Annotated in this window: 13 protein-coding genes; 7 read left to right on the forward strand and 6 right to left on the reverse strand. The window is 38.1% G+C overall.

Going from position 1 to position 13,219, the window contains the following annotated elements; translation table 11 throughout:
• The first annotated feature begins 11 nt into the window (after positions 1-11).
• Complete coding sequence (locus IX38_RS07975) at positions 12-3,725, forward strand: metallophosphoesterase (RefSeq protein ID WP_034703591.1); 3,714 nt, start codon at positions 12-14, stop codon at positions 3,723-3,725.
• A 136-nt stretch (positions 3,726-3,861) separates the two neighbouring features.
• Here IX38_RS07975 and IX38_RS07980 read toward each other — a convergent pair whose 3' ends face one another.
• From IX38_RS07980 to ruvX, 5 genes are all read right to left on the reverse strand, one after another.
• Positions 3,862-4,746: an NHL repeat-containing protein gene (locus IX38_RS07980; RefSeq protein WP_034703593.1), complete on the reverse strand. Its 885-nt coding sequence runs from the start codon at positions 4,744-4,746 to the stop codon at positions 3,862-3,864.
• Between the two features lie 192 nt (positions 4,747-4,938).
• Positions 4,939-5,706 (reverse strand): nucleoside triphosphate pyrophosphohydrolase, encoded by a 768-nt coding sequence (gene mazG, locus IX38_RS07985; RefSeq protein WP_034703595.1) that lies wholly within the window; start codon positions 5,704-5,706, stop codon positions 4,939-4,941.
• 212 nt (positions 5,707-5,918) lie between these two features.
• Entirely contained in the window at positions 5,919-6,476 is a 558-nt protein-coding gene (locus IX38_RS07990) for a DUF5606 family protein (RefSeq protein WP_034703598.1), read from the reverse strand.
• A gap of 79 nt (positions 6,477-6,555) precedes the next feature.
• Positions 6,556-7,128: a peptide deformylase gene (gene def, locus IX38_RS07995; RefSeq protein WP_034703600.1), complete on the reverse strand. Its 573-nt coding sequence runs from the start codon at positions 7,126-7,128 to the stop codon at positions 6,556-6,558.
• Positions 7,125-7,541 carry a Holliday junction resolvase RuvX gene (gene ruvX, locus IX38_RS08000; RefSeq protein WP_034703601.1) on the reverse strand — a complete coding sequence of 139 codons (417 nt, stop codon included), beginning with the start codon at positions 7,539-7,541 and terminating at the stop codon, positions 7,125-7,127. Before ruvX ends, def begins: the two co-directional genes overlap by 4 nt.
• Positions 7,542-7,656: 115 nt before the next feature.
• Here ruvX and IX38_RS08005 point away from each other — a divergent pair, with 115 nt between their 5' ends.
• Both IX38_RS08005 and IX38_RS08010 read left to right on the forward strand, forming a co-directional pair.
• Positions 7,657-8,133: a SixA phosphatase family protein gene (locus IX38_RS08005; RefSeq protein WP_034703711.1), complete on the forward strand. Its 477-nt coding sequence runs from the start codon at positions 7,657-7,659 to the stop codon at positions 8,131-8,133.
• Positions 8,114-8,998 carry an archaemetzincin gene (locus IX38_RS08010; protein ID WP_034703602.1) on the forward strand — a complete coding sequence of 295 codons (885 nt, stop codon included), beginning with the start codon at positions 8,114-8,116 and terminating at the stop codon, positions 8,996-8,998. The genes IX38_RS08005 and IX38_RS08010 overlap by 20 nt, the downstream gene beginning before the upstream one ends.
• Before the next feature lie 229 nt (positions 8,999-9,227).
• Here the strand turns inward: IX38_RS08010 and IX38_RS08015 are convergent, their stop codons facing one another.
• Positions 9,228-10,772, reverse strand: a complete 1,545-nt coding sequence (locus IX38_RS08015; RefSeq protein WP_034703604.1) for a serine hydrolase — start codon at positions 10,770-10,772, stop codon at positions 9,228-9,230.
• Positions 10,773-10,931: 159 nt separating this feature from the next.
• Here IX38_RS08015 and IX38_RS08020 point away from each other — a divergent pair, with 159 nt between their 5' ends.
• From IX38_RS08020 to IX38_RS08035, 4 genes are read left to right on the forward strand one after another with little or no spacing between them, the layout of a single operon-like run.
• Entirely contained in the window at positions 10,932-11,381 is a 450-nt protein-coding gene (locus IX38_RS08020) for a hypothetical protein (protein ID WP_034703606.1), read from the forward strand.
• On the forward strand, positions 11,381-11,878 hold the full coding sequence (locus IX38_RS08025; protein ID WP_034703608.1) for a metallophosphoesterase family protein: 498 nt from the start codon (positions 11,381-11,383) through the stop codon (positions 11,876-11,878). Before IX38_RS08020 ends, IX38_RS08025 begins: the two co-directional genes overlap by 1 nt.
• Positions 11,879-11,911: 33 nt before the next feature.
• Positions 11,912-12,406, forward strand: a complete 495-nt coding sequence (locus tag IX38_RS08030; RefSeq protein WP_034703610.1) for a Smr/MutS family protein — start codon at positions 11,912-11,914, stop codon at positions 12,404-12,406.
• Between the two features lie 18 nt (positions 12,407-12,424).
• Positions 12,425-13,141, forward strand: coding sequence for a DUF3822 family protein (locus tag IX38_RS08035; protein ID WP_034703612.1), 717 nt, complete (start codon positions 12,425-12,427; stop codon positions 13,139-13,141).
• Positions 13,142-13,219 lie beyond the last annotated feature (78 nt).

Genomic DNA, 13,219 nt, shown 5'->3' on the forward strand with positions numbered 1-13,219 from the left:
AATGTAAATTTATGAATTTATCCTTTAAAACTCATTTAAAAAAAACTTCTATTGCCTTTCGAGCAGTATTGTCTGCCGGAGTTCTGTACTCGTGCGCAACATATAACGTGAAAAAGGGTAAAAACTTATTTGAAGTGAAAAATTCTGACGTGAAATCTGAAAACGATTTTAAAATTTTCCTGATCGGAGATGCCGGAAATGCAGATGAGCCTCAGGCAAAGAATACCTTAAATTTACTCAAAAACAAACTGGATTCGGCAGACAGCAACTCTATGCTGCTCTTCTTGGGTGATAATATTTATCCCAACGGACTGCCGAAAGAAACAGACAAAGATTATGCACTGGCGAAGCAGAAGTTGGAAAACCAGCTTGCCATTACCAAAAATTTCAAAGGAAAAACACTCGTTATCCCCGGAAATCATGACTGGAACAGCGGCCTGGACGGATTAAAAGCACAGGAAGATCTTGTAAAAACCTATTTCAACGACAAAAAAGCTTTTCTTCCAAAAAATTCCTGTGGAATTGATGATATCAGTTTATCCAAAGACATCAAGCTTATCGTCATAGATACCGAATGGGCATTGGTGAACTGGGATAAGTATCCTGGTGTCAATAAAAACTGTACGATCAAAACGCGTGAGGATTTCTTCACGGAATTTAAAGATCTTATTACCAAAAACCAGGATAAAAGGATTATCGTTGCCCTGCACCATCCCGTGATCAGCAGTGGAACACATGCAGGGTTCAATTCTGCAAAAGCCAATCTTTATCCGCTGAAAAGCAAGATTCCTGTTCCGGTTGTATCAAGTGTGATCAATATATTGAGAAGTTCTTCAGGGGCAAGTCTGGAAGACATTAATAACCAACATTATGCGGATCTGGCCAACAGGTTAAAAAGCATCGTTCAGGATAAGGAAAATATCATTTTTGTTTCCGGGCATGATCATAACCTGCAGTATCATGAAGAAAGAAATATCAGGCAAATCATCAGCGGTGCAGGTTCTAAAACAGATCCCGCCACTATTGCTGAAAAGACCGATTTCTCTTATGGAGGCAGCGGATTTGCCGTGCTGAATATCAGAAAAGACCAGAGTACAGATGTTGAGTATTTCTCTACAAAAGACAACAACCTGAAAAAGCTTACCCATATTTCTGTGATCTCAAAACCGGATGTCTTTGTGAATAATTATCCTAAAAATTTTCCGGCCACTGCCACTTCAACTATCTATCCGGTGAAGCTTATCCAAAAAGGGGGCGTTTACAGGTGGCTATGGGGCGAGCATTACAGAAAATATTACGGAATTCCAATTGAGGCTCCTACGGCAGATCTTGCTTCACTGAATGGCGGCTTTACCCCTTTCAGAGAAGGCGGAGGCAACCAGTCGAACAGTTTGAGGCTGAAAGCGGCAGACGGACAGGAGTTTGTAATGCGTGGCGTAAAAAAGAGCGCAGTCCGTTTCCTGAATAATATGGCTTTCAAAAAAAGCACTTTCGGGAATGAGCTGAATAACACGTTTCCTGAAAAATTCCTGCTCGATTTTTATACCACCAATCATCCGTTTACACCTTTTTCAGTGGGAAATATGGCTGATAAGCTTGGGATTTTCCACAGCAATCCGAAACTGTATTATATTCCCAAACAGTATGCTTTAGGGGAGTATAATAAAAATTACGGCGATGAAATGTACATGATCGAGGAACGTTTTTCTTCTGATCCTAAAACTCTGGCTTCACTTGACAATGCCAAAGACATTGTTTCTACGGATGATGTCCTGAAAAATTTCACTAAAAATTATAAATATTCGGTAGACCGCGAATCGTATATAAGAGCAAGAATTTTTGATATGCTGATCGGCGATTGGGACAGGCATTCTGACCAATGGAAATGGGCTGAGTACCAGGATGGAGACCAAGTGGTTTACAAACCGATCCCGAAAGACAGGGACCAGGCCTTCAGCCGGTATGACGGCGCCGCTTTCAAGCTTATTATGAATGTTCCGGCTATCCGCCATATGAAGACTTTTAAGGAAGATATCAAAAATGTGAAGTGGCTGAATATGGAGCCGTATCCGCTGGACCTCATCTTTTTAAAAGGTGCTTCCCAGGAGGAATGGACTGCACAGGCAAAGTATATCCAGGAACACCTTACGGATGCTGATATTGATGATGCTTTCAGCAATCTTCCTAAAGAAGTAAAAGATGGGACCATTGCTGATATTCAACGTAAGTTAAAAATCAGAAAAACAAAACTCCAGGACTATGCTGCGAAATATTATGACGTACTGCAGGAAAAGGTTCCTCTTGCCGGAACTGTGAATCCTGATAAGTTCGTGATTACAAAAACAGCAAATTCCGTTAATGTAAAACAGTATAAATTAGATAAAAACAAAGAGAATCCTGAACTGGTTTTCGAGAAAACTTATGAAGATTCCAAAACGAAAGAGCTCTGGATCTACGGCCTTGAAGATGATGATATTTATGAAGTATCAGGGGATGGAAGACCTAAGACGAACATCAGGCTGATCGGCGGTTACAATCACGATGTCTATACTATTGCTGATGGGAAAAGTGTGAAGATTTATGATTTTAAAAGTCAGAAAAATACGTACAATGGCTCCGGAACGAAAAACATTTCTGATGATTACGATATCAACACCTACAATTATAAGCATCCGAAATATAATTTCTTTGCCGGCTACCCGAATGTAGATTACAATCCTGATGATGGTGTGATCCTAGGGGTTCTGGCAAATTACACGGTTAATAATTTCATCCGCGACCCTTATACTCAGAAGCACAGCCTTAAGGTTAATTTCTATACTGCGACCGGAGGATTTAACGCTGCCTATAAAGGAATTTTCAAAAAAGCCATATCTGGATGGGATTTCAATCTTGATGCGGCTTATACGACTCCCCGATTTGCAGAAAACTTCTTCGGGCTGTCTAATGAAAGTATATATGATAAAGAAAATACGGAAAGGGAATACAACAGGGCCAGAATTTCTAAATTCAATTTCGCCCCGTCTATCTCTAAAAAAAGCTGGATGAACCTTCGGCATCAGTTCCAGCTGACCTTTGAGGATAATAAGGTGCAGAGAAACGGCGACCGTTTTGTAGACCAGTCACCCGATGTGAGACCTGAAGTCTTCAAAAGCCAGCAGTTTGCAGGTGCCAACTATACATTCAGTTTCAAAAATTTAGATAATAATGCCTTCCCTACCTTAGGCCTTGAATTATTAATGAACGCAGACTGGAAAACCAATTTATCGAATACTGACAAAAATTTCTTCACTTTAAACGGAACTCTGACCATAGACCACAGGCTTGACAAAAGAGGAAATTTTGTTTTTGCGAATTCCAGCAATGCCATGTGGATCAGCAATAATAATTTTGAATTCTACCAGGCGGCAAGCATAGGCGGCAATAATGGGATGAGGGCTTTCCGGAATGACCGATTTTCAGGAAGGTCTTATTTTACCAATAATTCTGAGATCCGGTGGGATTTCGGAAGGGTAAGAAACAATATCATTCCCGCCAATATGGGTGTCCTGATTGGGTACGACCTGGGACGGGTATGGAATGACAATGAGGATTCCAGGAAGTGGCATCAGTCTGTAGGAGCAGGATTCTGGATGAGCGTTGTAGAAATGGTTTCCGCAAGGCTGAATTATTTCTACGGTTCCGACGGAGGAAGGATTTCTGCCGGGGTGGGAATGACTTTTTAAACTTCCATACTTTAAGTTCTAACTATACAAAAAGAAGGATTTTATTAAATATAAAAGAGGGACAAAAAAATGGTCCCTCTTTATTTTTTTAGGTAATGTTGTCAAAAATAGATTTTTAAGCCTTTTGCCATTATAATTATTTAGCTTGGTGACTCAATTCAAACCTATATACATTTCCACCGGTGTCCTTATCTTTTTCGTCAGCAATCAGAAGGGTTTTATCATCCAGGAAAACAACCGCTTCTTTCTGAGAATTGTGATTTAATGATACTTTTTCAATTTTAACTGTATTAAAGTTATCTGATGAGAATCCGGAAAGTACATGAATATTTTTATGGGTAAGCAAAACAATCTTATCATTGGTGCTGTTCACGGCCGCCGAGGTAATGGCAGCATCACTGTACTTCCCATCAAGCTTAAGTTTTCCTATTAATTTGGCTTCAAAATCGCCTTCTTTGTCAGGAACCTGGAATACAAGGAAAGTTCCGTTAAAACCTTTGCTCCTGTTTTTGGTGAAAAGATAGAAATTTCCGTTCATCTCTACGAAAGCTTCGCAGTCATACAGCCAGTTTGATTTCTTTGGTGGAAATTCGGTTTGCCCTTCGTAATGAAATTTCGTGGTTTGAACAGCCTTTGTTGTTTTTTGGGAGGCATCCTTCAGATCCAGCTTTAAAATAGCCAGATTCTGTCTGTTATTGTCATTATTTCCAAAATCGCCAAGGTAAATATTTCCCTGAGCATCTTTGGTAATATCTTCCCAATCGTTGTTTTCAGCATTTTCTACCACAACATCTGCCACCAGCTTGCCCTGCTTATCCAAACCGTAAACTACATTTTTATTTCCCTGGTCTTCTATAGCCCAGATGGTGTTTTTATCCTGAGACAATGCAATCCCGGAAACTTCTTTCAGCTTTTTCGGAAGGGAAAATTCAACCTTCAGTTCGTCGGTTTTAGGAGAATCCTGGGCTTTTGGATTACAGCTCCATAATAAGAAGGCGGATAGGATAAGAATACGCAACATAGCTATTTTTTTATTTTTTAAACTGAAAATACGGGGACCGTATATTTTTCTCTAAGGTATTAATAATCTACTGATGATGACGCCTGTAATAATAAGAATCAATTCTGTTTTGCAGGATCAAACAGCAGGATGAGCCATGCAAAACCTATTCCAATAAGAATTCCCGGAATATTGGTATGCCGGACCTTTATTTTATGACATCTGTTTCGCTTTCTCCCACAACACATCCATTTCTTCCAATGACAAGTCAGCGAGCTTCACACCCGATTCTTCTGCCAGTACTTCCATTTTCCGGAATCTTGAGATAAATTTTAAATTGGTTCTTTCCAGTGCAGAATCAGGATTCAGCCCTGAGATTCTTGCATAGTTGATGAGTGAGAAAAATACATCACCTAATTCCAGCTCTTTTTTACCCGGATCAGTTTCCGCATGAAATTCCTGAATTTCCTCATCCACTTTTTTCCAGGCATCTTCCGCATCATGAAATTCAAACCCGATACCTTTTACTTTATCCTGAATTCTATAGGCTTTTACCAAACTTGGAAGGCTTTTCGGAACACCGCCCAAAATAGATTTATTTCCTTCTTTCAGTTTCAGCTTTTCCCAGTTCTGTTTTACTTCTTCTTCATCTTTCACTTCTGTATCACCGTAAATATGGGGATGGCGGAAAATGAGTTTCTCGTTTAAAGAATTGATGACATCTGCCATATCGAAGCTTTCTTTTTCAGAGCCAATTTTAGCATAAAAAACCAAATGAAGCAGAACATCGCCCAGCTCTTTTTTGATTTCCTGTAAATCTTCCTGCAGGATGGCATCTGAAAGTTCATAGGTCTCTTCCAGAGTCAAATGACGAAGTGACTGTAGGGTCTGCTTCTGATCCCACGGGCATTTTTCACGCAGATCATCCATGATGTCTAATAATCTTCCGAAGGCTTCAAGTTTTTCTTGTCTGGTATTCATAAGTTGAGGATTCAAAGTGATACAAATTTAGGGTAAATCTTTAATTAATGGATCATTTTAATATTTGTCCCGCGCTTCAAACAGCAGAACTTTCTTAACGTTCACAGAATTTATTTTTTAATACTACAATTTCCCGGTCATTTTAAATCGGTTATAAAAAATCCCTGTCAGAAGTTCCTGACAGGGATTTATATTTTACAATTCGGAATGAATTATCCTTTCTTAGTATGGGTACTTTTCGGAGCTGCTTTCGCTGCAGAAGTAGCTTTTACTTTCGGAGCTGAAGGTTTTTCTGCTTTTGGAGCTGCTTTCTTGGGAGCATCTTTCTCAATGCTTACTTCTTCCTGTACACCGTCTAATGTTTCAGGTTCTGCTTTTACAAAGCTTTCAGGAGTAATATATCCTGCTTTGTGAAGAATATTGTACCACTGAGCCAGTTTCTTGATATCTGAAGCATATACTCTTTCTGTATCGTAATCAGGAAGAGAAGCCGTCATGAAGTCTTTCAGGACATCATCAGAAGATTTGTGGGAAAGGGCTTCCTTATACTCGTAATTCTTAGCAATATTTTCAAAAACCTCGAACAAAGGAACTTCTTTATCAAATGTAAACATGGCAATATTGTCCAGCAAACTCACCTGACTTGAGTTTCCAATGCTTACTTTTTTCTTGGTTGTAACATCTTCAATGATAAAACCGTTTCTTAATTGAGAAACTAATTTGAAAAGTCCTGGCTTTCCAGAAATTGAAATTATTTTTTCTAACAGCATAATTTTATTTTTTGTAAATTCTGCAATCAGCTTGGGGCTTTTTGCTTTTATTATTTATTTTTTTAATCCTTTGTTTAAATTACTTTGGAAATCTCATTTTATAACTGATGCTTACCTCACCCTGTGAGATTTTTGTAAGCTTGCCTTTTACGAGTTTTTTCTTCAAAGTGCTCAGATGGTCGGTAAACAGCACGCCTTCAATATGATCATATTCATGCTGAATTACGCGGGCTCTAATATCGGAAAAAGTTTCTGTATGTTTCACAAAATTTTCGTCATAATATTCGATAACGATAGTGTCTTTTCTTTTCACATCTTCTCTTACATCGGGAATAGAAAGGCATCCTTCGTTGAATTTCCATTCTTCTCCGGATTCTTCAAGAATCGTGGCATTGATGAAAACTCTCTTAAATTCGGCCAGTTCGTCTTTGATATCTTCATAATCTTCGTCATCTGCAAGTGGAGTCACATCGATCACGAACAGGCGCAGGTCTAGTCCGATCTGCGGTGCTGCAAGTCCTATGCCGTTTGCACTGTACATCGTTTCGAACATGTTATCTATAAGTTCCTGTAAACCGGGATAATCTTTGTCTATATCTTTCCCTACTTTTCTTAAAACAGGATCCCCAAAAGCTCTTATCGGTAAAATCATCTTATTCTTTGTTCTAAAAAATTCTGCAATATAATCGTTGCACTTACTTTATCTATTAATCCTTTTTCCTGTCTCTTTTTTTTACTTTTTCCACTTTGGGAGATAAAAAAAGAAGCCATTTTAGAGGTAAATCTTTCGTCTAAACGGTGAACAGTGATACCGGAAAATTCTTTCTGAAATTCTTCAATGAATTTTAAAATATCCGTCTCCACTTCGGAAACATTTCCTTTCAAATCTGTAGGAAGGCCTACTACTACACCCTCCACTTTATTTTCGGTGACATATTTTTTCAGGAATCCCATCAAAAACCGTGTTTCAACGGTATCCAGGCTGCTTGCAATAATCTGCATATCATCTGTTGCAGCGATACCGCAGCGTGCCTTTCCATAGTCTATTGCAAGGATCTGTCCCATAAGTGTGCAAATTTAGTAAAATTTAATGATTTTATTCATAACGCAGCTTTTTTATAAAAATCATGTTTTATTCCGCTATTTTTTTTATAATTTTAATCTTCCAAAAAACGAAAATATGAAGAAACTCATCCTCGTAAGACATGCGAAAAGCGACTGGCCGGAAGAAACGGAGGACTTCGACAGACCTTTGGCAGACAAGGGATTAAAAGATGCGATGAACATGTCCAGGTTCATGAAAAGCAATAATATTTCTATCGACCACTTTGTTTCAAGTCCAGCAGTGCGTGCCCTGAATACGTGTAAAATTTTCAACCAGACTTATCAGCTTAATTTCACTACGGAAGACCAACTTTATAACCCTTCTGAAAGAAATTTTGAATCTGTTATTTACGATTTGAATGACAGTGTAAACTCTGTGGCTTTTTTTTCCCATAATAACGGGATTTCAAACTTTGCCAACTCCATCTCCGAAGATATTTTTCATTTCCCCACCTGCGGAGTTGCCGGTTTTGAAATAGACTGTAACTCTTGGTCTGAATTTGACGGTGCCAGGAAGAAACTCCTGTTCTTTTATGAACCCGGGAAAATATAACTTTATCTGTTTTTACCTGTTTCTTATTCTGTTCTTTTTTTCATGTCAAAAAAAGGAGAATACGTATATTGAAACTATCAATGTAAACGATGCCAGGCTTTCCAAAGCAAAACCTGGTGACTGGAGATATTCCCGGGATGAAGAATTCCAGACTTTCGGGGATTTTCAAAGGCTGAAGAAAATAAAACCGGAGCCGGGGAGAAATATAATTTATCTTCAGCCTATCGGAGAATTTGATGAACTCCAGAAAAAAGAAATAGAACTTACGCAAGAATATTTAAATAAGTATTTTCAGCTGGAAACGAAGGTTCTTCCTGTTTTACCCGATAATATTGTTCCAAAAACAGCGAGAAGAATTTTCAGAGAAGGCCAGGAACAGATTCTGGCAGGCTATGTGCTGGACAACGTCCTGATCAAACGAAAGCCTAAAGATGCCGTAGTGGTAATGGGAATTACCGAAAAAGATCTTTTCCCAAAACCTGAATGGAATTATGTTTTTGGACAGGCATCTTATGAAGAAGGTGTAGGCGTAACTTCCATATACCGGTTCTCCGGCGGTCATGTGTCTGATGCTAATTTTAACGAAAGTCTTGAAAGACTGATCAAAATAAGTTCTCATGAGATCGGGCATATGTTCGGGATCAGTCATTGTCTGAATGCAAATTGTGTAATGAACGGAACCAACAGCCTTTCCGAAACCGATTATCATTTTGCAAGAGCATGTTCACTTTGCCAGCAGAAATTAAATTCAAGCCTCCATTATGATCATAAGAAACGACTTTTGGATCTGAAAGATTTCTTTGAGAAGCAGCATTTGAATTCTGAATATTTACTTGCGGAAAAGGATTTTAATCTATTCAAGTAATCTAATTAACCTGAATCAGGACAAGCAATACAAAGCAATATTTTTGTATTTCAGTAAATGAGATTTTGCTGGATGAAATGTCTTTTGCTTCCCTTTGCGATAAATAAAATTGGTTTTAAGTTTTGGCTAAAGCCAAATGTATTATTCATAAAAAAGCGGGCTAAAGCCCGCTCCTACTGATATTTTTAATTCATAATTTTATCTTTCAGCAATTTTATCTCATCAATATTTACTTTCTTTTCAGGTCCAGATCATCAAAATCAAAGCTGAAATCTGTAACATCCGAAATAGGTTTTAGTTTTGCAGATTCGGCTTTCCCACTTTCATCGTAATTGAAGATAATGTAAGCATCGGCATCATAACTTCGGTCGTCCCATTTTATAATAAAAGAATTATTGGAATAGGGAAGCAGTTCGCCTTTCAGTCTTGGAGAGTTCTGGCAGGAGATCCTGTACGTACTTCCCTGTTGGGAAATTTCTACATCTCCAAACCATTGGTCATTATACTTTCCAACGAACTGTCCGGCTTTCGGCTGAAGATTTTTTTCTTTTTTAAAGGCTTCTGATTTGGCGAAAGCTTCTTTTTTCTGCTTCTCATACTCAGCATTTACTTTTGTCATTCTTTCACCATAAGTTTTCAGCCAGTTTCTATCTGCCACTCCCAGGTAAGAATCTTTTACCGTATTGGTAACCGTATTAAAAGCTGCTCCGGACTGCTGGTTGGTTAATACTACAATCCCCAGTTTCAGATCCGGGATCAGTGTAAATTGGGTAACCGTTCCAATTAATCCTCCTGTATGCTGAATCTGCTTGTGTCCTTTAACATCGCTTAAGAACCATCCTAATCCATATCCGTAAAAGCTGGTATCATAAGGATTTTTTAAGGCAACTCTATCCGGGATCTGTAAGCTCCACAGCTGCTGTACATTTTTATCTGAAACCAGTTTTTTGCCGTCTTTCGTTGTGAAGTTATTTAAAAGAAAGTCAGCCCATGTAGTCATATCCTTAATATTACTCATAATTCCTCCTGCTGCATTTCCCGTTTCGTTCCAGTCATGTGGAACAGCAATGGCTTTCCCGTCTACAGGAGCGTGGGCATCGATTTTATTGGATACGGCTTTAGCTCTGTTGTAGCTTCCAAAGCTGGAAGTCATTCCCACAGGCTTCATAATTCTCTGCTCTATAAATTCTGCCCAGCTAAGACCAGATATCCTGTGAATCACTTCTCCGGCAACGATGAACATGATATTGTTATAATCCAATTTAGTTCTGAAAGGATTTTCAGGCTTTAAATATCTTACATTGTGAACGATATCATTCACCGTTAAATTTCCGCCTTCAGGAAAAAACATCAAATCACCTTGTCCTAAACCTAATCCAGCTCTGTGCGTTACAAGATCTTTAATCGTTACGTTTTGGGAAACATAGGGATCATACATTTGAAATTCCGGGATGTATTTTGAAACTTTATCATCCCAGTTCAGTTTTCCTTCGTCTGCTAAAATAGCCAGTGCGGTGCAGGTAAACCCTTTTGAATTAGATGCAATTCCTACCAATGTATTATCATCCATCGGCTGCCTGGTGGTTAAGGAACGTTGTCCGAACCCTTTGGAATAGATCACTTTTCCGTCTTTTATGATTCCTACTGACATTCCCGGAACGTCGAAGGTTTTTAAAGTACTCAGGATCAGCTCATCCAACTTTTTTTCTTCAACCTGACCATTGAAAAGCCCTATCGCTACAAGAAAAAGTAAAAGAGAAAATTTCTGCTTCATTTTTTTAATTTTTTCAAATGTAATAAATAATTAGAAGATGATTTTACCCATCAACAAAGTTTAGAAGTTTAAGGCAGGAATATGTTAGGTAAGAATTATGATGGGAAATAAAAATATTTTTTACAAAAGCTTCTTTATATTTGCATTTAAATTATCAAAATGACTGCAAAAAAATTATTACCGTTCTTCTTCCTGATCACAAGTGTCAATTTTTACTTTTCTCAGGAGGTAACAATCAAAGATGATAAAGTTCTTCTTGATGGAAAACAGATCCTGAGAGCAGAAAAAATTAATATGATAGAGTATTCCTTTTTCACTCTTAAAGATGATGAGGAAATTCTGATGTATAAAATGATGGACAGTGGAACCCCAAAATATTCGAATGACGATTATTACGTTTTGAATTTTCTGACCCAAAAAACGAAAGTAGAATCCAGCGACTTCACGAAGATTTTAAATTTTATGAATTCCAAAAAAGGGATTGAAAAGCTTATCAAATGGCTTCTTAAAGAAAAAGTGATTAACAGTGATGGTGAACTAAACCCTGACCGTCTGGAGATCTTTAAAGAAAAATACGACGAAAACATTACTGACAGAACTTTGAGATAATGACAAAAATTCTTCTCCTTTCCGATTCCCATTCCTATATAGACGACAGGATTTTAGAATATGCCCGTCAGGCCGATGAAATCTGGCATTGCGGAGATTTCGGAAGCATGGAAGTTATTGAAGAACTGGAAAAAATAAAACCTTTGAAGGGCGTTTACGGAAACATCGACAATGCAAAGATCCGTGCCGAATTTCCTGAAGTTAACCGTTTTTTCTGTGAAGATCTTGAAGTTTTGATGATCCATATCGGAGGATACCCCGGAAAATACACCCCTCTAACGAACAGGGAAATTTCCGCAAAAGCTCCAAAGTTGTTTATTTCAGGGCATTCACACATTTTAAAAGCTATGTTTGACCAAAAAAATAACCTCCTTCACCTGAATCCCGGAGCCTGTGGAAAACAGGGATGGCATAAAACGCGAACGATGATGCGCTTCGTAGTGGAAGGTGATGAGATCAAAGATCTGGAGATCATTGAACTGGGACCAAAAAATTAATTTTTAACAACAATAAAAGAAGGAGCACAGTACATGAAAATCGGAGACAAAGTTTCTGTAGTAGATGAGGATTTAAGCGGGATAATTACTTCCGTGAACGGCAATATTGCTGTTTTTAAAGATGAATATGGATTTACCTACCAATATCCGAAGGAGAAACTGGTTCCGAAAAATGCAGACCTCTATGAAAATATCCGGATAGTCAGAAAACCGGAGCCGAAGAAAGTGGTTTCCAAACGGCATCAGAAAAATCATATGGTCCTGGATCTTCACTTTGACAATCTGGTTAAAAATCCCAGTGATTATGACAGTTTTGAGCGGCTCTTTATCCAAAAAGCAAAGTTGACGGAAGTTCTTGATTTCTGCAGAAAGCACCATCTGAAGAGGCTGGAGATCGTTCACGGGATCGGGGACGGAACGCTGCAGAAAATGGTAACGGATGTTTTGGAAAGCCAGGCAGATATCGATTTTTATAATAAGGAAATACTTCATCATCAATCGGGTGCCGTTATGATAGAATTTCACTAAATTTGCAGCAATTGAAATATGAACGTACTTAATTTACTTTTTACCAAAGACGGATTAATCTACCAGATTGCAAAAAATAAAAGCATTCTGGAAGAAAAGTCTTATTTCGTTACTGAAGAAACTCCGGAGAATCTTATTGAAGAAAAACTGGATGAAGTTCTCCTTAAGCAGAGGTTTGACGAGATCCATGTGATCTCTGCGCTGAATCATTTCACTCTGATGCCTGAAGGATTTTCAGAGCATGAGGCAGGATTTGAGCTCATTGCGTTCAATGCTCCGGCGAACAGGGAAAAGGAAGAACTAATGCTTTCTGTCAATAAAAAATTCGGGGTACAATTTTATTATACATTCCCCAAAAACTTTTACAGGAAAATAAAAGAGCTGGCAGTTCCGGTTCATTTCAATTTTTCAGGAGAAAAGTTTTTGAATTCAATCAACAATAAGAATAATAAGGAGATTCACATTAATCTGTATCACAACCAATGTGAGTTTTTTGCCATCGATAACAAGAAGGTTATCTTATACAATAACCTGGATGTGAATTCTGAAGTAGATTTTCTGTATTTCGTGATGTTTACACTAAGTAAAATTGGCTTTGGGATCAATGAAACCAACTTTTACGCTTACGGTGAAACTACGGAAAACGAAACCTTCATTTCCGAACTTCAGAAATTCGTTAAAAATATGAGAATTGTTTTTGACAATGTTCCGAATAAGAATTTTATACTTAATTAGGTTGCAGGCTGCAGGTAATAGGGAACAGTTCCCAAATGAGATTACCTGCCGTCTGTAATCTGCGACCTAAACCCTAAA

Origin of the sequence: Chryseobacterium luteum (assembly GCF_000737785.1) — a bacterium.
Taxonomy (GTDB): domain Bacteria; phylum Bacteroidota; class Bacteroidia; order Flavobacteriales; family Weeksellaceae; genus Chryseobacterium; species Chryseobacterium luteum.

Excerpts from the sequence above, each read along its gene's own strand:
- IX38_RS08025 (WP_034703608.1), top strand. The coding sequence starts at position 11,381 with ATGACAAAAATTCTTCTCCTTTCCGATTCCCATTCCTATATAGACGAC.
- IX38_RS08035 (WP_034703612.1), top strand. The coding sequence starts at position 12,425 with ATGAACGTACTTAATTTACTTTTTACCAAAGACGGATTAATCTACCAG.
- IX38_RS08030 (WP_034703610.1), top strand. The coding sequence starts at position 11,912 with ATGAAAATCGGAGACAAAGTTTCTGTAGTAGATGAGGATTTAAGCGGG.
- IX38_RS08005 (WP_034703711.1), top strand. The coding sequence starts at position 7,657 with ATGAAGAAACTCATCCTCGTAAGACATGCGAAAAGCGACTGGCCGGAA.
- mazG (WP_034703595.1), bottom strand. The coding sequence starts at position 5,706 with ATGAATACCAGACAAGAAAAACTTGAAGCCTTCGGAAGATTATTAGAC.
- IX38_RS08010 (WP_034703602.1), top strand. The coding sequence starts at position 8,114 with ATGAACCCGGGAAAATATAACTTTATCTGTTTTTACCTGTTTCTTATT.
- IX38_RS08020 (WP_034703606.1), top strand. The coding sequence starts at position 10,932 with ATGACTGCAAAAAAATTATTACCGTTCTTCTTCCTGATCACAAGTGTC.
- IX38_RS07975 (WP_034703591.1), top strand. The coding sequence starts at position 12 with ATGAATTTATCCTTTAAAACTCATTTAAAAAAAACTTCTATTGCCTTT.
- ruvX (WP_034703601.1), bottom strand. The coding sequence starts at position 7,541 with ATGGGACAGATCCTTGCAATAGACTATGGAAAGGCACGCTGCGGTATC.
- IX38_RS07980 (WP_034703593.1), bottom strand. The coding sequence starts at position 4,746 with ATGTTGCGTATTCTTATCCTATCCGCCTTCTTATTATGGAGCTGTAAT.
- IX38_RS07990 (WP_034703598.1), bottom strand. The coding sequence starts at position 6,476 with ATGCTGTTAGAAAAAATAATTTCAATTTCTGGAAAGCCAGGACTTTTC.
- def (WP_034703600.1), bottom strand. The coding sequence starts at position 7,128 with ATGATTTTACCGATAAGAGCTTTTGGGGATCCTGTTTTAAGAAAAGTA.
- IX38_RS08015 (WP_034703604.1), bottom strand. The coding sequence starts at position 10,772 with ATGAAGCAGAAATTTTCTCTTTTACTTTTTCTTGTAGCGATAGGGCTT.